This window comes from Microcoleus sp. Z1_A1 (assembly GCF_036700305.1).
Taxonomy (GTDB): domain Bacteria; phylum Cyanobacteriota; class Cyanobacteriia; order Cyanobacteriales; family Microcoleaceae; genus Microcoleus.
On the sequence record NZ_JAUBOR010000010.1, the window covers coordinates 45,243 to 70,071 of the forward strand.

General features: G+C 45.8%; 24 protein-coding genes. 10 read left to right on the forward strand and 14 right to left on the reverse strand.

The genetic code is table 11. The features are described from left to right. The first annotated feature begins 163 nt into the window (after positions 1 to 163). The 3 genes from QT973_RS08835 (at position 164) to obgE (ending at position 4,255) form a co-directional block, all read left to right on the forward strand. The gene (locus QT973_RS08835) at positions 164 to 1,237 is read left to right on the forward strand and encodes a class I SAM-dependent methyltransferase (protein ID WP_333056867.1); all 1,074 of its coding nucleotides are present in this window, start codon (positions 164 to 166) and stop codon (positions 1,235 to 1,237) included. A 418-nt stretch (positions 1,238 to 1,655) separates the two neighbouring features. Next, complete coding sequence (locus tag QT973_RS08840; RefSeq protein WP_333056868.1) at positions 1,656 to 2,552, forward strand: Mo-dependent nitrogenase C-terminal domain-containing protein; 897 nt, start codon at positions 1,656 to 1,658, stop codon at positions 2,550 to 2,552. A gap of 662 nt (positions 2,553 to 3,214) precedes the next feature. Continuing rightward, the gene (obgE, locus tag QT973_RS08845; RefSeq protein ID WP_333056869.1) at positions 3,215 to 4,255 is read left to right on the forward strand and encodes a GTPase ObgE; all 1,041 of its coding nucleotides are present in this window, start codon (positions 3,215 to 3,217) and stop codon (positions 4,253 to 4,255) included. Positions 4,256 to 4,536: 281 nt separating this feature from the next. Here obgE and QT973_RS08850 read toward each other — a convergent pair whose 3' ends face one another. The 6 genes from QT973_RS08850 to QT973_RS08875 form a co-directional block, all read right to left on the reverse strand. After that, on the reverse strand, positions 4,537 to 5,295 hold the full coding sequence (locus QT973_RS08850; protein WP_333233878.1) for an HNH endonuclease: 759 nt from the start codon (positions 5,293 to 5,295) through the stop codon (positions 4,537 to 4,539). 91 nt (positions 5,296 to 5,386) lie between these two features. Then, positions 5,387 to 5,815 carry an HNH endonuclease signature motif containing protein gene (locus QT973_RS08855; protein WP_333056873.1) on the reverse strand — a complete coding sequence of 143 codons (429 nt, stop codon included), beginning with the start codon at positions 5,813 to 5,815 and terminating at the stop codon, positions 5,387 to 5,389. After that, complete coding sequence (locus QT973_RS08860) at positions 5,812 to 6,285, reverse strand: hypothetical protein (protein WP_333056874.1); 474 nt, start codon at positions 6,283 to 6,285, stop codon at positions 5,812 to 5,814. The genes QT973_RS08855 and QT973_RS08860 overlap by 4 nt, the downstream gene beginning before the upstream one ends. Then, entirely contained in the window at positions 6,282 to 6,683 is a 402-nt protein-coding gene (locus QT973_RS08865) for a hypothetical protein (RefSeq protein WP_333056875.1), read from the reverse strand. The genes QT973_RS08860 and QT973_RS08865 overlap by 4 nt, the downstream gene beginning before the upstream one ends. Positions 6,684 to 6,748: 65 nt before the next feature. Next, positions 6,749 to 8,374: a serine hydrolase gene (locus tag QT973_RS08870; protein ID WP_333056876.1), complete on the reverse strand. Its 1,626-nt coding sequence runs from the start codon at positions 8,372 to 8,374 to the stop codon at positions 6,749 to 6,751. Positions 8,375 to 8,589: 215 nt separating this feature from the next. Further along, positions 8,590 to 9,546, reverse strand: coding sequence for an RNA methyltransferase (locus QT973_RS08875; RefSeq protein WP_333056907.1), 957 nt, complete (start codon positions 9,544 to 9,546; stop codon positions 8,590 to 8,592). A 159-nt stretch (positions 9,547 to 9,705) separates the two neighbouring features. Between QT973_RS08875 and QT973_RS08880 the strand changes: the two genes are divergently transcribed. Further along, a complete protein-coding gene (locus QT973_RS08880) occupies positions 9,706 to 9,861 on the forward strand; it encodes a DUF2256 domain-containing protein (protein ID WP_006631540.1) in 156 nt (51 codons plus the stop codon). A gap of 72 nt (positions 9,862 to 9,933) precedes the next feature. Beyond that, entirely contained in the window at positions 9,934 to 10,869 is a 936-nt protein-coding gene (locus QT973_RS08885) for an isoaspartyl peptidase/L-asparaginase (RefSeq protein WP_333056878.1), read from the forward strand. Between the two features lie 314 nt (positions 10,870 to 11,183). On the opposite strand, the gene QT973_RS08890 is transcribed toward QT973_RS08885, so the two are convergent. From QT973_RS08890 to QT973_RS08900, 3 genes are all read right to left on the reverse strand, one after another. After that, positions 11,184 to 11,366, reverse strand: coding sequence for a type II toxin-antitoxin system RelE/ParE family toxin (locus QT973_RS08890; RefSeq protein WP_333056879.1), 183 nt, complete (start codon positions 11,364 to 11,366; stop codon positions 11,184 to 11,186). 39 nt (positions 11,367 to 11,405) lie between these two features. After that, positions 11,406 to 11,675, reverse strand: a complete 270-nt coding sequence (locus QT973_RS08895) for a type II toxin-antitoxin system ParD family antitoxin (RefSeq protein ID WP_333263122.1) — start codon at positions 11,673 to 11,675, stop codon at positions 11,406 to 11,408. 69 nt (positions 11,676 to 11,744) lie between these two features. Continuing rightward, a complete protein-coding gene (locus QT973_RS08900) occupies positions 11,745 to 13,001 on the reverse strand; it encodes a WD40 repeat domain-containing protein (RefSeq protein ID WP_333056881.1) in 1,257 nt (418 codons plus the stop codon). 187 nt (positions 13,002 to 13,188) lie between these two features. Between QT973_RS08900 and QT973_RS08905 the strand changes: the two genes are divergently transcribed. The 3 genes from QT973_RS08905 (at position 13,189) to QT973_RS08915 (ending at position 15,498) form a co-directional block, all read left to right on the forward strand. Further along, positions 13,189 to 13,809, forward strand: a complete 621-nt coding sequence (locus QT973_RS08905; protein ID WP_333056882.1) for a hypothetical protein — start codon at positions 13,189 to 13,191, stop codon at positions 13,807 to 13,809. 76 nt (positions 13,810 to 13,885) lie between these two features. Next, a complete protein-coding gene (locus tag QT973_RS08910; protein WP_333056883.1) occupies positions 13,886 to 14,374 on the forward strand; it encodes a hypothetical protein in 489 nt (162 codons plus the stop codon). A gap of 371 nt (positions 14,375 to 14,745) precedes the next feature. Next, on the forward strand, positions 14,746 to 15,498 hold the full coding sequence (locus QT973_RS08915; RefSeq protein WP_333056884.1) for a hypothetical protein: 753 nt from the start codon (positions 14,746 to 14,748) through the stop codon (positions 15,496 to 15,498). 311 nt (positions 15,499 to 15,809) lie between these two features. On the opposite strand, the gene glmU is transcribed toward QT973_RS08915, so the two are convergent. Continuing rightward, positions 15,810 to 17,189 (reverse strand): bifunctional UDP-N-acetylglucosamine diphosphorylase/glucosamine-1-phosphate N-acetyltransferase GlmU, encoded by a 1,380-nt coding sequence (gene glmU, locus QT973_RS08920; protein ID WP_333391191.1) that lies wholly within the window; start codon positions 17,187 to 17,189, stop codon positions 15,810 to 15,812. A 53-nt stretch (positions 17,190 to 17,242) separates the two neighbouring features. Then, positions 17,243 to 17,566, reverse strand: coding sequence for a hypothetical protein (locus QT973_RS08925; protein WP_333056886.1), 324 nt, complete (start codon positions 17,564 to 17,566; stop codon positions 17,243 to 17,245). 81 nt (positions 17,567 to 17,647) lie between these two features. Between QT973_RS08925 and QT973_RS08930 the strand changes: the two genes are divergently transcribed. After that, a complete protein-coding gene (locus QT973_RS08930) occupies positions 17,648 to 18,616 on the forward strand; it encodes a hypothetical protein (RefSeq protein ID WP_333056887.1) in 969 nt (322 codons plus the stop codon). A gap of 26 nt (positions 18,617 to 18,642) precedes the next feature. After that, a complete protein-coding gene (locus QT973_RS08935) occupies positions 18,643 to 19,467 on the forward strand; it encodes a sulfurtransferase (protein ID WP_333056888.1) in 825 nt (274 codons plus the stop codon). A 346-nt stretch (positions 19,468 to 19,813) separates the two neighbouring features. On the opposite strand, the gene QT973_RS08940 is transcribed toward QT973_RS08935, so the two are convergent. The 3 genes from QT973_RS08940 to QT973_RS08950 all read right to left on the reverse strand — a co-directional run bounded on the left by QT973_RS08940 (position 19,814) and on the right by QT973_RS08950 (position 24,715). Continuing rightward, complete coding sequence (locus QT973_RS08940; RefSeq protein WP_333056890.1) at positions 19,814 to 21,286, reverse strand: MBOAT family protein; 1,473 nt, start codon at positions 21,284 to 21,286, stop codon at positions 19,814 to 19,816. An 853-nt stretch (positions 21,287 to 22,139) separates the two neighbouring features. Further along, positions 22,140 to 23,699 (reverse strand): ATP-binding protein, encoded by a 1,560-nt coding sequence (locus tag QT973_RS08945; RefSeq protein ID WP_333056891.1) that lies wholly within the window; start codon positions 23,697 to 23,699, stop codon positions 22,140 to 22,142. Then, positions 23,696 to 24,715, reverse strand: a complete 1,020-nt coding sequence (locus QT973_RS08950) for an ATP-binding SpoIIE family protein phosphatase (RefSeq protein WP_333056893.1) — start codon at positions 24,713 to 24,715, stop codon at positions 23,696 to 23,698. Before QT973_RS08950 ends, QT973_RS08945 begins: the two co-directional genes overlap by 4 nt. Between the last annotated feature and the right edge of the window lie 114 nt (positions 24,716 to 24,829).

Here is a 24,829-nt window from a genome sequence, read left to right on the forward strand (position 1 = left end):
GCAAGATGCCCGTTCCACAAGAAGAAAATCTACTCTTTGTGGAACAGGCATCTTGCCTGTTATTGAAAAGGGTGCAAAATGTGAGTTATAACAAATAACTAATAACTAACAGCTAACAACTAACAGCTAACAACTAACAGCTAATCACCTCTTCGCGGAATTTATGGGCGCCGAAAGTACAATCAACCAGACCGAACAGCTACCGCTGGTAGTAAATCCCGACATTCTCCAGCAAGCTATCCTATACAAAATTAATACTCGCATAAACGCTCGCGGAGAATTAATTTTCCCCTGCGTACCGGGAATGCTAAGCCACTATCTCAAGTCGATAGAAAAGCTATTTAGCACTCTCGACAGACCCCTGCCCGAAGACCGCAGAGACGAACTCAGCAAGCTTTTAGCCACCAAGTTAGAACAAGGCTACCGCACCTCCACAGCATCGATGCTGATCCTGCAATACGAATCAGTGCAGCCGCCGCAAACCGGTTTAGCCTGCAAAGTGATTGTTACTACCTCAAGTGTTGGAGAACAGTACAAAAGCTGGGTAGACACCAGAGAACCTCCGCTTTTCGGTTCTCATCCAGATGCAAAATTGATGGCAACGGCTGCTAAATTGGGCACGCCCGATCGAGTGCGGATTTTGGACGTGGGGGCTGGTACCGGCCGCAATACCTTGCCCCTGGCGAGATTGGGCTATTCTGTAGATGCGATCGAACTAGCCCCAGCTTTTGCAGAACAATTGAAAGCAGCAGTAACAGCCGAAAACCTTCCCGTGACAGTGACTGAAGGCGATGTGCTCGACCCCTTAATGCGGATGAAACCGGCCCGCTACCAGTTGGCAGTTGCCGCCGAAGTCATCTCACATTTTCGAGACAGCGATCAAGTACGGCTTTTCCTCGCTAAAATGTGCGATTCCCTGTCTCCCGGAGGTCTGTTGCTGTTCAGCACGTTTTTAACCGTCGGTGACTACCAGCCTGATGCCCTCGTGCGACAAGTTGCCCAACTCTCCTGGTCTACTTTATTTACGCCCCAAGAACTCGCCACTGCAATGGAAGGGTTGCCCTTAGTCCAAATATCCGACGAATTGGTGTTTGAATATGAACGCCACCACCTGCCGGAAGCAGCCTGGCCCCCGACGCCCTGGTTTCCCAGTTGGGCCACGGGTCGAGATGTCTTCCCGATGGCAAACGCACGCCCGCCAATGGAATTGCGCTGGATTTTGTGCCGCCGAAGTTAAAAAAAATCGGTCATTTATAGACGGACACAGCAATCAAAAGCTTTGCTCGGCGGTCAATTTTTTCTCATATATTTTTATTTCAACAGCTTAAACCCTGCTCGCTGTTAATATTGTGCTGCCAGTACAGAAAAATTCACAAAAATATATATTAAAATGTAAAGAGAGCGAAGTTCGATCGCCCCTGGGTAAGAAACCCAGTGTCTGATTAGATCCCGCGCTTGCCAACCTTTTATTTTTGGCGAAAAATTGGGTTGCTAATGGCAATCCGGCTGGAATAAAAGTCGATCCCCATCTCAATGGGTGCAACTAAAGTTAAGATGAATTCAACCAACCTATTCCTCCCGATAGATGACTTTTTAGGGAATAGGATTAGCCAAAAGATTAGCTCGCTAGTCAGAGATGCTGCACAGAAACAAATATGCTTTTAACACATCCACTACAAGCGTTTGGAGCAATCTTCGGCCACAAACCTTCCACAAATAGATCGTCGATCGACCACAAAACCAGTAAAAATTATTGGGAGGGGAATATTGAGTCCGCTGTAAACGAACAAATTGACTGGTACATCCAAGTGGAAATGCTAATGAGTAACGCTAAATCTTCCTGCACCAATGAAGAGATTACTGCTTGGCTGCGGGGATTGCTGACAATTGCTTGGGCAGACGGCAACTTTGACGAAGACGAGCAAAAAATGATTGCAAATCTAACTCAGGATGAACTACACCCGGTATCTTTTGAGGAGGGTTTTGAACCTATTGCCCCAGAGGAATTAGCCGCTGTGTTAGGGAAAGACACCGCCAAAGGCGAGGATTTTTTGAGGACAGCAGTCATGGTAGCTTTGGCAGACGGTACCTACTCGCTCAGCGAAGACGAGGTAATCTCTAAGTTTTGCACAGCTTTGGGGCACAATGTAGAGGCGCTGGAAGCTCTGCGACACACCATCGAAGACAGCAAGTGCGATGATCCGCAGGGGCCCAGCAGCCAAATAGTCTTTGATGCCAATGTCGCCCCCGTCGCCGGAACACCCCTTTCATCTCGGCTACCTAAACCTCACCACAAAGATGTCCTGCAACCCGTCAAAGACTGGCTTGACGGCTGGGAAATTCACGACCCCAAAGTGGCACACTTTGTCTGTAAAATTATTCCGCCCCAGTGTCCGTTTGAGCGAGATGTCGTGTTATTTGGTCGCAAAATCGTCCACATTCCGGCGATGTGCCAGATTAACCCGCTTTACGAACAGTTAGTCGGGATGCGCTTTCGAGCTCTCTGCTATTTGGCAGATGAATGTAAGGAAGATGTATCGTCCTATTGTTAGTAGTCATTAGTCATTAGCCATTAGCCATTCTGGTAAAATCTTGGATTAATGACTGTAACTATTAACCAATGACTACTAATTAGTCCTGAACGCAAAAACCTGGTTTTTCTACGAAAAAACATCATTACACCCATCCGCCCCAGTAGAAAAACCGGGTTTATGCAGTTTTTGTGCGTGAGTCCTGCTAATATCAAATCTGCTTTGATAATACTAATTCAACCCCAGTTTTGGTACAATCCTCAAGCTTATACAAATTATTAAAAATCGCCAATTTAGGAGCCGGACACGGCATTGCCGTTTCCCTACAAATGCTCACGTACAATCTCTGGTTCTGAACTACTTTTAAAAATTGGTAAAATTATAATTTTCCGGCAACTGTAAATCGCGACTAAACTTGGCTGTCGTCCGCCGACGCGGACTATAGGAAAAGGGGAATATTGTACTTGCATCTGGTATAATAACTAATGACTAATCACAACTAACAATTGACAATTGACCAATGACAAGTGATATCATGTCCGGTCGATTACCCCTAATAAGGTAGGGGCGGGTTCACGAAAAATATTTGCCAATAATTGACAATCTCAAAAACCCGCCCTCTTAATCGCTCGATTGGACATGATATGACAACTGACAACTGACAACTGACAACTGACTAAATTATGCAATTTATCGATCGAGCAGATATTCAAGTCGCAGCCGGCAAAGGTGGCGACGGTATGGTAGCTTTTCGCAGAGAAAAGTATGTACCGGCGGGCGGGCCCAGTGGCGGGACAGGCGGCAAAGGCGGTTCCGTGTATATGGTGGCGGTGGAAAGCCTGCAAACGCTGCTAGATTTTCAGTACAACCGGATTTTTAAAGCCGATGACGGGAAGCGGGGCGCGCCGAAAAATATGACTGGTGCAGGTGGGGACGATCGCACGATCGAAGTTCCCTGCGGTACAGTAGTTTACGACGCGGAAACTCAGGCAATCTTAGCAGATTTAGTAACGCCCGGACAGACTTTTTGCGTAGCCAAAGGTGGCAAAGGCGGTTTGGGAAACAAGTGTTTTCTGACCAATTCTAACCGTGCTCCAGATTATGCGATGCCGGGAAAAGAAGGAGAACACAAATTTTTGCGTTTGGAATTGAAGCTATTAGCTGAAGTGGGAATTCTGGGGATGCCCAATGCTGGCAAATCCACCTTAATTTCAGCTTTATCTGCGGCCCGCCCCAAGATAGCAGATTATCCGTTTACAACTTTAGTCCCGAATTTGGGCGTAGTCAGAAAACCCAGCGGCGACGGTACTGTTTTTGCTGATATTCCGGGATTAATTGAGGGGGCTCACGAAGGTGCTGGTTTGGGTTACGAGTTTTTGCGGCACATCGAACGGACTCGGTTGTTGCTGCATTTGATCGATATTACGGATGAAGATCCGATCGCCAATTATGTCACAATTCAGGAAGAATTGAAGGCTTACAGACGTGGTTTAGCCGATAAACCGCAGATTTTGGCTTTTAATAAAGTAGATGCGATCGACCTCGAAAGCGAAGAAATCGGTAATTTAATCAGCCGACTTAAAGAAATTAGCGGCGCTCCTGTTTTGTTGATTTCCGCCGTTAGTAGACTTGGATTGGATGAATTGATGCAGCAAGTTTGGCAAAAACTCGACGAGATGAACGAGAAAGAGGCGGCAGAACAGTTAGCAGTCGCGAGTGTTTAATCGCTTTCCGGTTCCTGGAATTTCCGTGAATCGGTAGGTGTTTTTTTGAGGGGTCAATCGATTTTAGATTTTAGATTTTAGATTTTAGATTGAAGCATTGACCCCACGGATAAATTCGGGGGCTGGTTGATCGGATACAGGTTTTTTATTTCTGGACGGATGAATCACGTGGCGGTTATCCTGGATGCGGGAATTGTCAAATCTTTCGGCTGTATGCCTGGTGCGGCAAGGGTTTGAGCCTAAATGGTATCATAAAATATCTTGGACATCTATCTACGAAGTCAGTTTTTACTAAGTAAATCTTTAATTTCTTCAATAGTAAATGGAGGATATTTCCTATGAATCATTGCATGACAGTTAGGACATAGTGGACGTAAATCTTGAATAGGATTAACTTCATATTCTTGATTAATTTCAGCTAAAGGTATTATATGGTGAACATGAATAAAACCTTTACCTATTTCTCCAAAAACTTTTTCAAAGTTAAACTTGCAAACATAACAATTTAGCCCATAATATTCAATACATTTTTTGCGAGCTGGATTATTTCGTTCATAAGCATTAACTTGTATTTGACGAATAGAACCTTCTTTAAAAGTTTGAGTTTCCTCTACTTCTCCGACTTCATCAGGAAATATTAGCGTATCATCTGAGACACTAAAAGAATCGAAAAGCTGTTCAAAATCAAGCTTGGGTGTGGTTAAAATTTTGCAAACTAAAACATAGAGTTCTTCTTCAGAATATTCTTGAAATCCTTCATAAATTTCTTTCTCACAACGCCATAACTCTCTCTGCCACCAGCCTTTACGCCTATTTTCATGATAAGGATCAAAGGCATCTCTCAAATTTTTGATTGTATTAGCGGAAATTCCAAGTAGAGAGCCTATTTTTTCATGGGTATCAGTCATATTACCAAATCCCAATTTCTGATAAGCATCTCTATCAAATCTTGAAAGATAATAAGCTACTATATAAGCATACGGGGAATTACAATCACCCAATGAGTCTATAAGACTATTCCAGTTAGACGGTTTTTTCACAATTAAAATTATTCATTTGTTTTGTAATACCACTTATCTAAATTATTGCTACAATCTGCATCGTTGGGTTGATTTTATAATCACCTACTGTTTATGTGGTTTGTGGGCTGGGTGCTGGATATTCCCCAATACTGATAAGTTGCTCGCGTTCGAGGATGCGTTCTAGGAGGTTAAATTGCAGAATTTTAGCGGTTACGCGCCCTTCTGGTGTCCGTGGGACGATTGCTCCTCCTTCTAGCCGAAAATGGTCTGACCATTCCTGGAGACGGGGATTAAAAAAGGGAGTTAGCTGTCCAGTCTCAGGGTCGATAGAACCTAGGTCAGTTCCTTTGAAACGGTTGCAGCAAGGACAGGATAACGCTAGGTTTTCCACGACGGTGACCCCATCATGTTTTTCAGCAATGATGTGTTCCATTTCAAAGGCAAAGAGTGAAGCCGTTTGGGGAAATCGACAATACTCGCATTGGTCTCCGGCGCGTTGGGTGACGACGCGACGCACAGTGGCTGGTACATAACTCATGCTTCTGTCTGTAAGCGTTTGTAGGCGTGAGCTTTGGCTAAACGCACCCAATGTTCTAACAGCAAATAGCGATCGAGTTCGACTTCCTCTCTGGCCGAAATAGTGCCGGATTTATTGCGATCGAGCAGTTCGCTCATGCGGGCTTGCAACGCAGGTGTGGGGCGGATTGCGAGGATTTCTTCTGGGCTGGGTTGACTGGCTAGCAGTTCCACTATTTGGCGATCGTCTTGGTAGGGAATGGTTTCTGCGGGGGCGAGTTCCCGAAGTGCGCGATCCAGGGCTTCCGGGAGACGATCGCCCAATTGTTGCAGTTTTTCGCCGAGGATATCGGGAACTTCTAGGATAATTTGCATTAGTGCTGATGTGAGGAGGGGAATTCCCTTGATTGTAACAAAGGGAAAAAATGCCGTTAGCTTAAATCCCGATCGAGGATTGAAACTGCATAGCCCGATATTTCCACAGTTATTCACAATGGAGATAACTCGCGAATTTGCCCGTTGTAATCGACTCTCACCCTTCCATCTTGAGAAACCGTAACAACCGTTTCTACAGTAAAGACAGACGAACCAGGCTTGGAACCCTTAAAAGTAAAAGTCCAAGTTCCATCGCCATTGTCTACAAACGGCGATTCCCTAGAAATACCGTGCATAGAAGCTTCAGCTCGATAGTTGCCTAAACCCCCATTAGCCCTTTCTGCTGCTTGACGGGCTAAGTTTTTCGCCCGATTGAGTTCGATATTATTGTTGATCGCTCTCACGCCGTCCGTCTCAGATTCAGGAGCAGGATTAGCATTACTCAAGGTAGGGAAGACTCCCACAGCTAAAATTGAGAGCGCTACTAGACAAGCAAGTCGAATGTTTAGTTTCATAATACCAACTGGTTTATAGTTTGATAAAGTCTACAACAATAGCCGGAAAAAACCCGGTTGAATTTTCAATTTTTAATTTTAACTTTTGAATCGGCTGGCGTTTCCCCACCGTACAAATAGCGGTAACTCATCCGAGAAATCTCCCGAATCAATGTTTGAGCTGGCTTCTCTGTTTCCGGCGAATGCTTCACCATCACCGCCACCAAATAACGCTTACCGTTCGGCAAATCCACCATACCGGCATCCGCAAGAATTGTATCAATGTTGCCGGTTTTGTGAGCAATAATTGAACCTTCGCCTAAACCTTTCGGCAGCAAAGAATCATTTCTAGTTTGTCGCATGATTTGCAAAATACGATCGCGCGATTTCACCGATACCAAATTACCCCGATCGATCTGGGCGATGATATTAATCAAATCCTTCGGACTGGTAGTATTAGTACCCTCCAAATCTGGCAAATTATTACGCAGAACCGTGGTACTCAAACCCCAATTTGCAAAATGCTGATTCAAAACCTCAGCACCTCCCAACAACTCAATCATCATATTTGTCGCCGTATTGTCACTGACAACAATCATCTTTTGGGCAACTTCCAAAGCCGAATACTTCTTACCCGGAGACTCGTCTTGCATATCCCCAGAACCGCCGACAATGTGTTCGGACTTCAGCGTCAGCACCTGATCTAACTGCACTTTGCCCTCATCTACTGCTTGGAAAAAAGCTACTAAAATTGGTACTTTAATTGTGCTAGCTGAAGCAAAAGCAGTATCGCCATTAAAATTTAGGTAGCTTCCAGTATCTAAATCGACTAGAAATATTCCGGCTGTTAAACTAGGATTTTCTGTTGCTAAAACTTGAACTTTGGTTTTCAAAGCCGCTAATTCTTGATTCAGTTGCAGCACTTCTGGGGCTGCTGGTGCCGCAGATGCGCTATCGGCTGGGTTGTTCTGCCCTGTGGTGGTTTGTTCTTCTGTCGCTACAGTCGATGCTCGACTCACAGCATTTACCACCGACAGCAGCGTACCGCAAATTACCGCTATCCCAACTCCCAGAATCAGCAAGCGAGTAGCATACACCAACGGCGGCACGCTCCGAGGTGCAGAGCGTTTGCCCGGTTTCTGGCTCGCTTGCGGACGCGGTTTAGGCACGGGGGGTTTTTTGACATCTGGGGGGATTACCGTGTCTGGAATGCGAACTGGGGGCGAAGTGGGACGACTTCCACGGGTGGTAGGGGGAGTGGCTGTTGGGATCTGGGTGTTGGGATTGCTGGCGATCGAACTCACATTTTCCCGCTCCAGAGTCGGATCTGGAAACTGGAACATATCGACAGCAGCGAGGCCTTTTTTGCGTGGTTGGCGAGTCTTCGACTGCGGAGTTTTGCTGGTTCTGGGTTTTCTGGGGTTAATTGCCGATCGAGGATCGGATAAAAAGTCTTGTGTAGTAAATTCTTCCGAAGATGTGGGAGAATTGGCTCCAATTCTGCTGCCCCGGCCCTGTTGCGGTGGCAAAGTTGCAGGTTCGGGCGATCGAATTTCTGGATTGCCGTTTTGCGGTTGGGGAGGGCGGCGGCGGCCCGAGTTGCCAGACTGACTTGCTTTGCCGGACTTAGGCTGCTTTGAGCCGGAGTTGGGAGAGGATATCGACGAGGATATCACCGATAATATCGATCCTTTGGGAAACCGCTCTGCCACGTCTTACTCCTTCATCACTAATGTAAAGTTCAAGTTTAAGATTTTTCCGCTTGTCAGCCAATCAATTTTAGATTTTAGATTTTAGATTTTAGATTTACCCCAGACGCTGCATGGTATCAGCAACCGGGTTTATTGCCCGCAAATTATCGCAAAGCTTAGGTTTTTAGTCAAGAAACCCTGTTTTGAAGGTGACAAGTGGGTACAGGAAAGTTCTCCTAGCTATCTGTTGGATTTTCCGGCAACGCCCCATCCAGAGTATCAGAATTTGCCTCTCGTGGGTAACTTTTGATTGCCCATTCTGTTTGGCGGAGGACGCCCCGCAGCATGGCGACTTCATCCACTGTCGGATAAGCCCTGTTGTACAAACGCCGAAATTTTTCCATCCGGCTTGCTGCTGTGTGCTGCTGCAAATATCCTATTTTGAGTAAAAGCGTTTCTAGTTGCTGGTAATATCCCTCTAAATTTTCCAAGGGAGCACTGGCGAGGGGAATTGAGAGATTTTCTGTCTGGCGGGTGGCAAGTTGTTCTTGGTAACAAGTTGATAAATTATCTGTGGCATGGGGTATTGAAGAGGCAGAGCCTCTGGATATGCGTTCCCCGGCTGAGCCGGGGAACGAGGCATCTTCTTCTTCCTTCCCTGTTCCTTCTTCCCTCTTCCCTCTTCCTTCTTCCTTCTTCCTTCTTCCTTCTTCCCGGTATAGTTCGTAACAGCAGATAGCGACGGCTTGGGCGAGATTTAGAGATGTGTAGGCATCGCTGCTGGGAATGCGGATCAGGCGTTGAGCGCGGTTTAATTCGGCATTGGTCAAGCCGCAGTCTTCTCGGCCGAAAATGAGGGCGCTGGGGGCTTCTAGGAGCCAAGGCAAGGCCTCTGCGGGTTCTTCTAGTTGTGTTGGCAACGATCGACTATCATCCCCTGTAGTTGCGATCGCTCTGACACACCCAACCAAAGCAGCGGGCAAACTCTCGACTACTTTCGCCGTTTCCAATATGTCGGCGGCGCGAACTGCCATCAGTCGGGCTTCTTCCCCTAAATGATCGCATTGGGGATTTACCAAAACTAATTGGTGCAAACCCATATTTTTCATGACGCGGGCAACAGAACCGACATTCAATGGGCCTGCCGGTTCGACTAAAACTATTCGGATGTTGGCGTCGGCCGTTTCGAGCATTTTTATTTGGGGAGGTGTTTGGTAGAAATTAGGTTGTTTCCTTAGCAACAGGCAAGATGCCTGTTCCACAATCAAATTTAACTCTTGTGGAACAGGCATCTTGCCTGTTCATAAAAATGGTACAAGATGGGAATTAGTTAATCTATTGTCAAAATTAGCATGGCTAAGCAACGATCGAAATCTGATTTACCGACAAAAATGTGCCCGGTATGCGATCGACCTTTTACTTGGCGCAAAAAATGGGCCGACTGCTGGGATGAGGTCAAATACTGCTCCGAACGATGTCGTCGCCGCCGTTTGGCGGCTCAAGATTAAGAAGTTAGGGCAAGTTGCTCGAACAAAGCTAAGATTGCAAAGGAAAAATTTTAGGTTATTAGGTTATAAATTATGGCATCGCAACAAGTGCAACCAAAGCTAGTTATTCACGGCGGTGCCGGCAGTTCTCTACACAGTAAAGGCGGAATTGAGGCGGTGCGGAAATCGCTTTACGATGTTTTGGAGGAAGTTTATCCGCTGCTGAAAGACGGTGCAAGTGCCGTAGATGCAGTGGTGCGGGGGTGCCAATTGTTGGAAGATGACCCGCGATTCAATGCCGGTACTGGTTCTGTGGTGCAGTCGGACGGTCAAATTCGGATGAGTGCTTCGCTGATGGACGGTTTGATGCAGCGTTTCAGCGGGGCGATAAATGTTTCTCGCGTTCAAAATCCGATCGAACTTGCTAAATTTTTGCAGACTTCGGACGATCGGGTTCTCTCTGATTTTGGTTCGGCAGAATTGCTGCGAGAACTTCACTTGCCGATTTACGATCCGATGACGGATTTGCGTTTGCACGAGTGGATGCAGGAACGCCAAGGCAATTTTAGCAAAGCAATGGCTGACGTGGTTGCCGAACCGGCCGGTGTGGGTACGATCGGAGTCGTAGCTTTGGATGTGCATGGACGCTTGGCTGCTGGGACTTCGACTGGTGGCAAGGGTTTTGAGCGGATTGGGCGGGTTAGTGACTCGGCGATGCCGGCGGGAAATTACGCGGCAGGGAGTGCGGCGGTAAGCTGTACGGGGATTGGCGAGCACATTATGGACGAGTGTTTGGCCGCGCGAATTGTAATTCGGGTAACGGATGGTTTGAGTTTGAAAGCTGCTTTTGAGCGTTCTTTTGCTGAAGCTGACGAACGTCAACGGGATTTTGGCGCAATTGGAATTGATGCTAGCGGGGCGATCGCTTTCGGCAAAACTAGCGAGGTGATTTTGGGTGCTTTTCACAATGGTATGCAAATGGGCGATACTTTGGAAATGAGCAAGGGAACGCTGATTTTCATTGCTTAAAAATGGTTCTTAATCGGTGATTCCGATCCTCGACTTCTCCAAGAAGTCGGGGAGTTCGATCTGCGTTAGGAATGAGAATTAAATAACTTCCACAAGTTTGTGGGATGGGCGTCCCACAATAACAATTAAAATTGTAAGTTATTTAATTCGCGATCCTTAGTTTTACTCATTCCTTTCTCACTTCTAGCAATATGGCGACATTTTATGCAATGAGTTCTGAAAATGCGCTCGTCCTATCCTTCATCCGAATCTGAAAAAAGAGATTCCAAGTCGCGGTATCCATTCACTACGCGAACTACATCAATTCCATCTTCTCAGGGGTAATAAAAAACGATGTAATCATCGACAATAAATCCTCGCAAGCTGGGAGATAGCTGGCTATAATTTTTACCCATATTAGGAAAATCCGCCGTGACTTTACATCGTTCTCGAATCCTATCAAAAAGCTTACTGGCCGAACTGTAATTATTACCAGCAATAGAAGGAGCAAATGTCATCTAAATCTTGAATTGCATCATCTGAGAAAGAATAGCTGCTCATAATCCAGACTCAGAAATTGAGCGAATTTTTTCCTGCAATCTGGCAAAAACTACTTCACCATCAGTCACTTTTCCTTGAGCAATTTGCTCAGTGCCGCTAGCAATTTTTTGTCTGAGTTCTGCCAGACGCTGCTGTTTCAGTGGACGATTTCTTTCTTCTAGCAGTTGCAATGCTTCGCTAATTAATTCCTGAACGCTGTCATAGTTGCCACCTTTTAATTGCGAGAGCACGTATTTTTCCTGTTCTGGTGTTAGGGTAACATTCATTGTCTGGGCCCCTCTCAAAAACCTTAAATCAATTATACTCCAATAATTTAATCATGGCCCGTCACCTCTCTAATCTTCAATCCGCAGTTGCCAAAGTTTAACAGTACCATTCTCTCCGCCACTGACGAGAGTTTCGCCCAAAAGCCCGATCGCCACCGCAGACACAGGGCTAGAATGTCCATCTAAAGTGTGCAGCAATTCGCCGCGAAAATTCCAAAGTCTAACAGTACCGTCAAAACACCCCACTGCAAAGTATTTCCCGTCGGGGCTAATTGCGGCGGCGGAAGTGATGCGAATTGCTGTTTGCAGCGAATGCAATAATTCGCCTGTTTGCAAATTCCAGAGTTTGATAGTTTGGCCACCATGATTGACAAGAATTTGGCTATCGGAAGAAATCGCTACATAATTTTCGCTGCCAAATGTTCGTCTCACTTCGCCTCCCGGCAATTCCCACAAAGTGACTGTGGCGCGACAGAAACCGCTGGCTGCATTGAGGCCGCTGGCTACTAGCATTTTTCCGTTGGGACTCAGGGCGATCGCACTTATGTCATCCCCTTGATAGCCTGCCAAAACTTGCAGCAGTTGGCCGCTGTTGAGGTGCTGAAGCTTGACAGTGCTGCGGGTGGTGCCGATCGCCAAAATTTGCCAGTCGGGGCTTACGGCGACGGATTCGTGGCGGTGTACCTCTGCCAAACGCTTCAGCAGTTGGCCGTTTTGCAGGTTCCAGAGTTTGACTGTACCCGCGCGCGATCGTGTCAGCAGCGTTTTGCTGGCGGGACTGAAAGCCACTAGCAATACGGCTGTTGAATGTCCGAAAATTGTCTGCTGCAGTTCCCCGCTGTGCAAACTCCAAATTTTCACTGTACTATCCTCTGATCCCGTTGCGAGGAATTGTCCGTCGGGACTGATAGCTGCAGACAAAATCCTGTCTGAATGGTGGAGAGTAGCTTTTAATATGGCGCCGGTTGAGGTTTTTGGCTGCGTTTTATATCCGGCTATTTCCAGCCAGTCGATCGCATCTCTCCAATTTTTAAGAGCATTTCGGGGCCGATTTGTCAATAATTCTATGTATCTGTACAAAGTTTTTGACAAGTCAACTTCTACACCTTTGATTTGTTTGTTGAGAAATACCGCAATTTCGGCTGGGCTGTAGCCGCACAACAAGCCGCAGAGGTGCCGCTTTTCTACAGGTGTCAGCCCTCTTCTGGTGTGGGGGGCGAATTGTTGTTTGGCATTTGCCAAGTCGGTGTAAAGCTTTTGGATGTCCCAGCCTTTGCTGGCGCGTGCAAATGGTTCTTCGGGTCGATCGAGGGTTGAGAGTATCATTTGCGGCAGTCGCGATCGAGTTCCTAGTCAAATTCCTAACCTAAATCCTAACATTCGCTGTGCGCGATCGAACTGTTGTCACCGCTAATCTATTTTTAACACAGCAAACAGGGGAAAGAGTTTCAGGTTGAAAATCCGCTCTTTTACAGTTGTCAAAATAAGTATACATCTACTGGAGAAATAGAAAATGCCGGGAATTGCGATCGCCTTATTTTTTATCCTAGGTTTAGTTTTAAGTCTTGTTGGCTATTTTTGGGGATTAGTTCAAGCTTTTGGAGAGGAAACTATTTGGGGAGTGCTTTACTTGCTTGTCCCATTGGCATCATTGGTTTTTTATATCAAAAATTGGAGCAATGAAAAAATTAGAAAAACCTTCTTAATTCAATGTGCTGGATTGTTGATGTTTGTATTGGGAGGCATTACTACTTCAGTATTTTATGGCAAAAATTTTGTAAAAATCTCTGGCTCTGGATCTAATGTAGAGCAGGGGTATAACGAGCAATCGCCCTCTTCTTTTCCTTCTGGTTTCAACACTTCTCCATCACCCAATCAAGAGTTATCTCCTGCTTTAGAGCCATCTCCTACTTCTGCTGCATCTGTAAATAATCCTAATTCTGCACGTGTTGCTGCTCAAAATTCTGACTTCAAACAATTGATGAAAGTCGGCTATATTTACTACGATCGGGGAGACTATCAAACCGCTTTAATCAATTTTAACAGAGCTTTACATATACGTCCCGGCGAGGCTTATGCTGTCAAGGCTGTTTACAACACCAAAAGTGCGATCGTCCAAAGCAGTGTCAAATAATAATCGGTGCAGTAAAAATTGCATACAGCGAATAGATAAGTGATTCACAGGGTTGTTAAAAATCTCACCTTAAATCATGAAAATCATCAAGCAAACGCCAAATAGATTAATAATTAAAACAGCCATCTTTTGGGATGGTTTGCTATTAATTTCTCCATTTATCGTTATGGGATTATTGCAGATTATTTTAGTATCAAATTGGATAGGTGGAGGTATCTTTCTGTTGTTTTCGCTGTCTTTGTTGGACGGGGCGATAGATGAAACATATATTTTTGATAAAACTCTTAGCAAAATGACCATTAAACGACGGGGTGTATGGCTTCATGATGTTACCGAATGCTCAACTCGCGATATTTCTGCGGTGGAATTAGAGGAAATAGGAGATAGCGAGGGAAATCGTAGTTATTATGTTGATTTGTGGATGTTCGGGGGCGATATCATCTGTTTAAGAAGCTATTCACTAACAGAACAATACAAAATGGCTGACTTGATTCGCAGCTATATCTCGATTAAGGATAATCGCACGGTTAGCAATGTATTTGCCCTACAAATCAGTGAACCCTAGCTATAGCAATCCTAAATATTCAGATAAATTGGTAGGGGTAGTGCTAAGAGTGCCTACCCCCTATCTATCGGGCAACCGGGCGTGGGATTGCCCCTACAATAATTATGCAAATGATGCGAGGATTGCTATATCGCGTAGGCAATCGCCCAAGTCCATCACCAGGGAGAAATGACGGAAAGCTATCTCAAAGCCACCCGCACCTATACTCGCTACAGTTATTGTGCGCGAGACATTTTAGTGCTAATATCTTAGCAAGATCAAAAGGCTCAGGTCATAGGACAAACTTCAAATAACATATAAGTTAACAATAGGGCGCATCCCAGCAAAGATAGGGCCTCTAATATCCTTTGTTTAATCTCAGGGTAAAATAAATGAAAATAATCGAGCAAACAGCGACTGAATTAAAAATTCAGACTCGTGGCGTATTTGATTTTTGGCTACCTAGCTGTTTGTTAATGGTATTTGGACTGAAATTGGCGGCGTTTGATTACAATTTGGCAAGCCTGTATTGTCACAGAGTGCAAGGAACACAAGGGAATTGTCAGTTGGTGCGATCGAGCTTGCTGGGATCGAAGATTCAAGAAATTCAGCTTGCTTCTTTGCAGGGAGCAAAAGTTGTCAGAGCGGCCTACACCAGCAAAGTTGTACTTCGGACTGATGCTGGCTATGTTCCTTTCACTGCTAACTCCCCTAATTGGGGAACCCAAGACGCTATTGCTTCGGACATCAATTCTTTTGTTAAAAATGCGGAGCGCAGATTGCTGGAATTAAAGCTACTCGACAGTTGGTTTCTAGGGATAGGAGCCATATTTGTGACAGCAGGGATAGCAGTAATAGCCTTCGGAAAAAAGGAAATTTATAGCTTTGATACAACTTTAAATGCCCTGACTGTTAAACAGCAGGGTTTGTTGGGAACTAAGCTAATTCAATACTCTCTGTGCGAGATTTATGGCGTGGAAGTCGAGCGAACAAAAGATCGGGAGCATGACATTTGGTACGAAGTTAGACTGTTAGTTTGTGGAGGCTCTCGCATCTCCCTACCCCGCACTATGAACCCATACCAGCAAGCAAAAATCGCCAAAGCGATTAACAACTATCTGCACCAGCAAAATAACCAAAAATAGCTGCTCGCGATCGACCCGATTTCTCAAGGTTGGAGACTTACGCAGAAACCGGGTTTTTTAGCAAAATCTCTCCTAGAGTGCGATCGCTTCCGTTATAAAAACCCGGTTTCTTTGGTATCGAGTGCGAAACTCGCAATTGGGTGGAAACTGATCATCTAAAAAGTGAACAATCGTTCACTTTTTAGGTTCTTTCGGAGCGCGAATTAAATAACTGACAATTTTAATTTTTATTGTGGGATGGGCGTCCCGCCCGTCCACTCATGACGGGCGGGACGCCCATCCCACTTTCAAGAGTGGAAGTTATTTAATTCTCATTCCTTCAACTTCCAACCTGGTTTGACAACTTGCCGGGAACGAGCCATTACTAAACAATCATTCGGCACATCTTCTGTCACCACAGAACCCGCCGCTACAGTAACATCTTCCCCCAAAGTTATCGGTGCAACCAGCACGCTGTTAGAACCCGTTTTACTCCGATCGCCTATTTGAGTTTTGTGCTTGTTTTTTCCGTCATAATTCGCCGTAATTGTCCCCGCACCGATGTTGACTTTTTCTCCCAAAGTCGCGTCGCCTAAATAAGACAAGTGAGCGACATTAGTTCGATCGCCTATTTGAGTATTTTTCAATTCTACAAAATTGCCGACGCGACAGTTAGCCCCAATTTCTGCGTGTCCCCGCAAATGTGCGTAAGGGCCAATTCGCGAATTTTCAGCAACCATACTGTCAGAAACCACTGAATAAAGCACAGTCACATTTTCCCCAATCTGACTGTTTTCGATCAAACTGCCGGGGCCGATGCGACTCCCGGAGGCGATCGAAGTATTTCCCCGCAAGTGAGTTTGCGGTTCAATTACGACATCCGGCTGCAACTCTACGGTATCGTCGATCGTGATGCTGTTGGGATCGAGCAGCGTCACTCCCGCCGTCATCCACTTGTCCTTTATCCGCGTTTGCAAAATATCGCAAGCTGTGGCTAAATGTTTGCGATCGTTAATTCCCAATATTTCTTGATAATCTTCCACATCCACCGCCATCACGGGGCTGAGGAAATTTACCGTATCAGTTAGGTAATATTCTTTTTGGTCATTATCTGCCTTCAATTCTGGCAAAATTTTCTCTAAATCCGGCCAGTGAAAGCAGTAAACACCTGCATTAATTCGGTGATTTTGCTTTTGAGCTTGTGTGCAGTCGCGGTGTTCGACAATTTGCTGGACTAAGTTTTGACTGTCGGTAAATACTCGTCCGTACCCTTGGGGATTCGGTAAATTAGCTGTCAATAAAGTAGCAGAGTTTTTGTGCTGTTTGTGAATGGCCATCAATTGTTTGATAGTTTCTGCCCTCAGCAAAGGTACATCCCCATTTAAGACCAGCAAGTCTCCTTGAAATCCCTCTAAGTGAGGCAGCAATTGTTGGATGGCATGACCGGTTCCCAATTGTTCGGTTTGTTCGACAAATTCTAGGGGAGGAGATTGAGGATTTTTCCCTGATATTTCTTGGCCTCGAATCAGGGATTCTTTAACGAGTTCGCCTCGATAACCGACGATGACAAGTCGCCTGGTAATTTGAATTTCTTGACAACTTTGGAGGACTCGCTCCACTAGCGATCGACCGCCTAATTCGTGTAGAACTTTAGGCAAGTCAGATTTCATGCGCGTGCCGCGTCCAGCCGCTAAAATTGCTATTGCTACCATTGTGCGATCGAGTTATTTGCTATAAAAAATTGAATATTGACTAAATGATGATATCACTCGCTGTCCGCCGATGGCACTGCGATCGCACAATTTTTTAATCTCAAATCTCGAATCCGCGCGATCGAGCATTTTTCCAGCCGGATGCTGGTTGTAGGGGCGACGCTGGCAATATCTGGACTGGCGCGCCCGGTATCAAAAACCTGGTTGCAGCAGCAGTATTTGGCGGCTGAGCAAGACGACTTGCATTCCTCACTACAAACCTGAGTTCGGCTTAAAGCCAAGCAATGCAAGTCATTCCCCAAGGGATGCCAGGGGGAGCGAGAGTGAGAATTTGCATCTTTGGGCTGGGATTTGCCGCGATATATTATACTATTCATTGAATTTCAGTTAGGGTGTTTTTAACTTAAAAAAACTATTTATGAATTTTTCATTCCTTCTGCATTATCAGGTGTCCAGCTATGACAGAGCTTAATTTTCAGGAACTTGCCAAGCAGGGAGATATTGCCACTGCGATCGCATCTTGGCTCAACAGCCAGTTGCAATCTGAAGGCATCACAGCCTCCGCTAATCTCGACGGCGACTGTTTGGATGTAATTCTTGAGGCCGAGCAGGTACCCATAGAAAATACATTAGTTGATTTTGTTCGCACCGAGCTGACGAATTTGCAGCCGGATTCGATTCGCAAAGTGAAGGTTGAGGGCCGAGAAAGCGGTCAGATTGCTGCTGCTTGGAGTCAAGAGTTTAGTTGGGAGAATAGCACTTTTGAACCACAGAGCTTTGGAGGAGAATCTGTACCAAATACTGCTGTGGTTAATATGGACGATCGCACAGAGATGGAGAACAATATTGAGGAGGAAAAACCGTCGGAACTTGCTGCATTTGAGAACCGACTGCGATCGACTTTCATTGTAGTCGGGCTAGTAACGGGTATGTTGGCGATCGCCGTGGTGGCGTTTGTCGGTAAAATTTTGAACCAGCCAGCAGCAACTGCGGGGAATAATCCGGGTGAAACAGCAGATTTAGCAACTGCACCGGATGCTGCACCAGATACTTTTCGAGAAGCCGTTAACAGCGCACTCAAAGCAGCAGAATTAGGGCGATCGGCAAAAACCAAGGAAGATTGGAGTACAGTTATCGATCGTTGGCAAGAAGCCGTCTCATTAATGAGAAGAGTACCAGTTTCTAGCCCCAACCATCAACTAGCTCAAGCAAAAGTAATCGAGTATCAGAAATATCTGCTTTACGCTCAAGAAGCAGCAGTAACTCCCCCTCAGCCAACTCCAACTCCCGCACCAGCCGAAAAATCACCTTCGGAAAAAGCAACTCCTAAAAAATCCAATTCTGAAAAAAGAGCTTCGGAGAAACAAACTTCTAAAAAATCTCGTACCGATAAAGCAGAACCAGAGAAAAAAGCTCCTTCCCGATAAATGTTAAAATATAGATTTGAATACTTATGACTGACAACACTTTAATCGTTTCTCCTGAATGGTTAGCCACCAATACCGACAATCCGCAAGTGGTAATCATTGACTGTCGTTTTTCCCTTGCCGACCCTGAATTGGGACAAAAACAATATCAAGAAAGTCACATTCCCGGAGCTTTCTATTTAGATTTAAACCGCGATCTCGCGAGTGCTGTGGGCAAACACGGCGGTAGACATCCGCTGCCAAACATTGAAGAATTAGCTGATAAATTGAGCGCGATCGGCATTAATTCACCAGAAACTTTAGTCGTCGCCTATGACGATTCGCGACTGGCTTTTGCAGCTCGCTTGTGGTGGCTGCTGCGATATATGGGACACAGCAAAGTCGCTTTGTTAGACGGCGGTTTCAGCGGCTGGAAAGCGGCGGGCTATCCGGTAACAAATATTTTGCCAGACGCCCGCGAGGGTAAATTTGTTGCTCAATTGCAGCCGGATTTGGCGGTAGATATTGAGGCGGTAAAAGCGCGTAAAGACTTGCCGGGAAAGATTTTGGTTGATTCGCGAGAAAGCGAGAGATATGAAGGTTTGCGGGAGCCGATCGACCCCATTGCAGGTCACATTCCGGGTGCGGTTAACTATCCGTGGCAAGGGGTGACGGATGAAACTGGAAAAGTGCGATCGGCATCCGAACAAAAACAGCGGTGGACAGAATTAGAAAAAGCTGAAGAAATTATTGTTTATTGCGGTTCCGGGGTGACGGCTTGCGTCAATTTACTGTCTTTAGAAATTGCCGGAATTCCCGATGCTAAACTTTATGTAGGTAGCTGGAGTGACTGGTGTTCTTATCAGTTGTAGGGTAGCGGGCATTGATGTCAACTTAACGTTAAACCCTCAGTCCGGCAGCGGTTGAAACAAGAGCCTCAAAGCGAAATTCCTCGCGATGAGGACTAATGAGTTCTTCAGTCCTCTTTGAGAGGACTTTAGCTATGAGACAGGGAATTCATTCCCTGGCGGACTATTGGGTGAGCGGGAGGACTGGCGAACAAAAAGCTTAAGTTGACACTAATAGGTAGCGGGGAATCACTTCGACTGACATCTTGCACCATTCTCAAGAACAGGCTTTCCGGCCTGTTCCACAAGAAAATCTACTCTTTGTGGAACAGACCGGAAAGCCTGTTCAGAAGGCGACTTAAATAATACCCTAAAAATCAAAATAAATATAAGGCAAACCGCCTTCGGGAGCCAACACCCAAACCGCATACAAACAAAGCGGCACTAACACCAATTTCATCGGCCAATTTAACTCTAATTTCAAACCCCGACTCAACGCATAATTCCCCAGCATCGCCACAGCCAAAGCAGCCAAAATCCAAGCTAAACTCACTCTATCTAAACCCAAAGCTTCTACATAAACTTTCTCAGCAAACTGCACGTCAGCAGTGTGTCCCCACAAATGCGAAATCGCCCATCCAGAATCCTTTAAATCGGGAAGTCGGAAAAATATCCAACTACCAAAAACCATCGCCTGAGTCAACAGCCAACCGATCGCAATCCCGATCGGATTTTCCCACAAAAACTCGATCCGCCACCGCTTAAACAGCACATCACTCAGCCTGTGAACCGCCAAAGCTAAACCGTGTAAAACCCCCCACACAATAAATCCCCAAGCCGCCCCGTGCCAAATTCCCGCAATTAACATGACAATAGACAAATTCAGACAAGTGCGCCACAAACCGACTCGCGAACCGCCCAAAGGAAAATACAAATAATTGCGTAGCCAATCGCCTAAAGTCATGTGCCAGCGTCGCCAAAAATCAGCTATGCTGGCACTAAAATAAGGAAAATCAAAATTTGGTGGCAAATACCAACCCAGCAGCAAAGCAGTACCGCGCGCCATGTCAACATAGCCACTAAAATCGAGATAAAGTTGCAGCCCGTAAGCCAAAATCGCCAGCCACAAATCCTCGCTACCCGCCCGCTGTAAATTGGTAAAGCTTAAATCGACATAAATTCCCAAGTTATCTGCGAAAAGACCTTTTTTTACTGCACCAAAGGCGATCGTCCAAAGTCCCTCAGAAATGCGATCGGGCGTTGGAAATTGTTGGGTTTTCAGTTGATATATCAAGTTGTGATACCGAGTAATCGGGCCGGAAATCAGTTTGGGAAAAAACAACTTGTAAGCAGCAAAGTGCAGCAGCGAAGTAGCAGCAGGCGCGCCTCGGTACACGTCAATCAAATAAGCAATGCACTCAAAGCAAAAGAAACTCAATCCCAGGGGTGCGATGACGTGACTTTTCACCCAGTCAGCCCCGTCGATAGCTACAGGCCAATTGAACAAAGTGCCGATCGAACTCAATAAAAAAGGCACATACTTAAAGCCCAGAAGCAGCAACACATTCAGGCAGATGCCTATCCACAGCAGCAACAAACGGCGGCGGTTCCAAGATTCATTAGCAATCCGCCAATCCAGAGGTTCCCCAATCGCCATCCCCAAGCAGTAATTAAACAAAGCAGCGACTAACAGCAAAGGAATGTACCAAATTTGCAGCGAAGCGTAAAAAATCAAACTACCCGCCAACATGATGAACAGTCGCCACCACTGCAGCGGAACCAACCAGTAAGCCCCGAACAAAACTAACAGAAACAGCGCATATTGAAGCGAGATGAAAGTCATACCATTTTAGATTTTAGATTTTAGATTTTAGAATTGGGAATGGCTTATTTTGTATGGGTTTGGATTCCGGGTCTACTGTTGCATTATTTTTATTAATCGAGACTTTGCTAAGAACAAGATTTATCCTGGATTTTAGCCGATCGCCCACACGAAAACAGGCCATCGGTAAGTCCCTACTATATAGTCGGCAACTGAGAACTGCTACATTTTACAGCACAAAGGTTAAATTCTGTTGCAAATTAAATAAATCTTGCCTGCTATAAATTAACTCTCTGAGGAATGAGAATTAAATAACTTCCACAAGTTTGTGGGATGGGCGTCCCGCCCGTCCGTTTTGGACGGGCGTCCCGCCCATCCCACAATAACAATTAAAATTGTAAGTTATTTAATTCGCGATCCTTACGAACCATATAAAATTCGGTGAAAAAATATAATTAGGTTTGCAGCATCGGACTTCAGTGCTCAAAAGCTACAATTCCTGATATCGTTTCCCTTCGCATCGGAATAATATTTTTTATCGTGAAATCCTAGCATCCCGCACAGCAAAAAAGTGATGTAACCCAAAATGTTTGGAATTCATCACGATAGCAGGTATTTGACAAGTAGTTCGATCGCCTTTCAACTCTTCCAAAACGTCAAATTCAGTCAATCGATTTTAGATTTTAGATTTTAGATTTTAGAATTGAAGCATTGACTTGCGCGAGATAAATACGTTCGGCCAGTTTCATCGGATACAGGTTTTTTATTTTTCCACGGATGAATCACGTGGCGGGTATCCTGGATGCTTTCAGTGAGTATCATAATGTCGATAAAAATTGCTTGCGGTTGCTCAAAGAGCAGCCGAACCCAACCTTCAGCGCCGTCGGCGACCTATATCGCAGTACAATGAATTTCTCCCAGCAAGTTTTTCAGCAAATACCGAAAAACTATCTTCATCCTCCTCAATCAAAACTTTGGCTGCTGAATCCGCCGCTGGCGATCGCCCGCAACCCCGCAAGCTACGAGAATTTGCGTTTGCCAGCGGTATTTCATCTCCCTTAGCAGGGGACATTTCCAAAGGGTTTTCTTCCTCCCCAGGATACAGAATTGGCAGTGTGACAAAAAAAGTCGAACCCACTCCGGGTGAACTTGTGATTTCAATACTTCCCCCCAGAAATTCCGCCAGTTTTTTGCACAGAGACAATCCCAATCCCGTGCCTTTGACGCCATTCTGCAAGGGGTTTTCGAGTTGGACAAATTCTTCAAAAATCCGCCTTTGGTCGGCTGGAGGAATTCCTATGCCCGTATCTGCTACTGAAAAAGTAACTGTTCCCTCCTCTCCTATTTCCGCAGCAACTCTAACTTCACCTGCTGCGGTAAATTTGAGGGCATTAGAAATCAGATTTCGCAAAATCTGAGAAACTTTTCCCTCGTCGGTTGTGAGGATTGGAAGTTCGAGAGGATCTTCAAAAATTATAGAAACGGCAGAGTTTTGGGGAAGCAGGGGGCGCATCATTCCTCGCAGGGCGCTGAACAAATCTTCGACTTCAAAATCAGCCAAGCGAACAGTTAGTTTTCCGGCTTCCACTTTGGCTAAATCTAACGAGTCGTTGACAAGTTCTGCGAGAGACTCGGCGGATTTGTAAATGTAATTTACTTGCTTGTCCTGTTCGGCTGAAAGTTCTCCGTCGAGGCGATTTAACAATATTTCGGAAAGGCTCATAATTGCCGTTAGGGGAGTGCGAAACTCGTGGCTCATATTGGAGAGAAAGCTGGTTTTGAGTTCGCTGGCGCGCCGGAGAGATTCGGCTTTGTCGTTCAATTCAGCGTAAAGTGCTAGGACTCCGCGATTGGTATCTTCTAGCTGTTGATTTAATTGTACGAGTTCTTCTTGACGCTGGCGGAGTTCGTCTAAAGTGCGTAGTAATTCTTGATTTTGCTGCTGAATTTCGGCATAGGGATCTTCGGGAATTTGGCGCGCTAGTTTGTCAACTAATTGATTTAGTTCGATCGCACTCAGCGCAGGCATATTTTTGGAAAACTGTTTAATTAATTGTACAGCCGTTCCGCGATCGGGCCGAGAGTCGATTTTCACTTCGTCCATCAACCGTTTCGCTGCTGCTAAACCGAGTCCCGCGCCGGTTTGCGATCGAAAATTGGGGCTTAACACAGCCGCTAAATCAGCAATTCCCGGCCCCGTGTCAGAAATCCGAGTCCGAAAAACTTGGGGCGATTCCCCTTCCACAATGAATTCTACTTTGCCACCGCCTGCATATTTGAAAGCATTGCGGGCAATTTCGGAAACTGCTGTGGCGATGCGGGTTTGTACTTGGGAATCGAATCCCAGCCCTTTAGCAATTTGGCGAGCTCTTTGGCGTACTTGTACGATGTCTTGTTCAAAGCGGACTTCCGTCGTCAGGATTGGGTAACTCACGCTGCTTCTCTTACCTTGGCTACTATAACTGTCATGTCATCGCGAGTGCGTTTGAAGTCCCGGTAGAGCACGGCTGCGATTAAAGCAGGATGTCTGGAGGCTAAGCCCGGGTAGCGGTTTAAATTCCACTGCGCCGCCAAACCGTCGGAGTGCATGATGAGTAGGGACTGCTGCGACCAAGGATAAACAAATTCTGCTACTTTTCGCATCATATGTCCAACTGTGCCATTGTAGGAAACCATGGTGCGGCTTTGGTTATCTGTGACCACTACACCGCTGATGTTGCCAATTCCGGCAAAACAAACTGTTTGTTGGGTACGATCGATTTGGGCGATCGCCGCAGCCGCTCCTCTGGTATTTTTTAAAGCAGCGTGCGCCTTCTCTAAAATTGCTTTCGGCCCGAGTTTGGCGTTTTCCTCAAATACCCGCACTGCTTCGCCAGACGCTTCCTGGGCCAAATCCCCGTAGCCGAGCCCGTCTGCAACTAAAATCAGGTTTTTCTCACCGTGATTTTCTGCCGCCCACGAATCCCCGCAAATTTGCTCTCCTACTTTCGGCAAGTGGATTACCCCAAATTCCAAGTAATTGCTGTTTTGGGATGCTTCCCGGCTATTTTGGGTCGGTTCCAGCCGCATTAATAAGGCTGTCCCCAGTTTTGGTACAGAATGAATATCAAAAAAAGTAGAGAGGCGTTTAATTGCCCCCAGTCCAGTTCCAGGGCTTCCCGCTGTAGAAAAACCGTCCCGCAGACACAGCGCGACATTTGCCATTCCCTGCCCCCGGTCTAGCGCTACTATTTCAATGCTATATCCTGCGGCTGTTTTTAATGTTCGCAGCAAAATTTCTCCTTCGCGGGCGTGCTTGACCACGTTTTTTGCTGCTTCGGTGGTAACAATTGCCACTTTACCGCGATCGGTCTCGTTAAATCCGACTTCGGCCGCGAGGGCGACTGCGATTCGGCGCGCTTCTCCCACTTGACTTTCTTCTGTTACGGGCAGGGCTACGGCATCTATCATTATTTTGTAGTTCTCATCTTAAGCTGGCGCGCATTTAAAAAGTCATTAGTCATTAGTCATTAGTCATTAGTTCTTAGTTTAGTTAGCCATCGCGCGATCGACCTCAGAAACCGG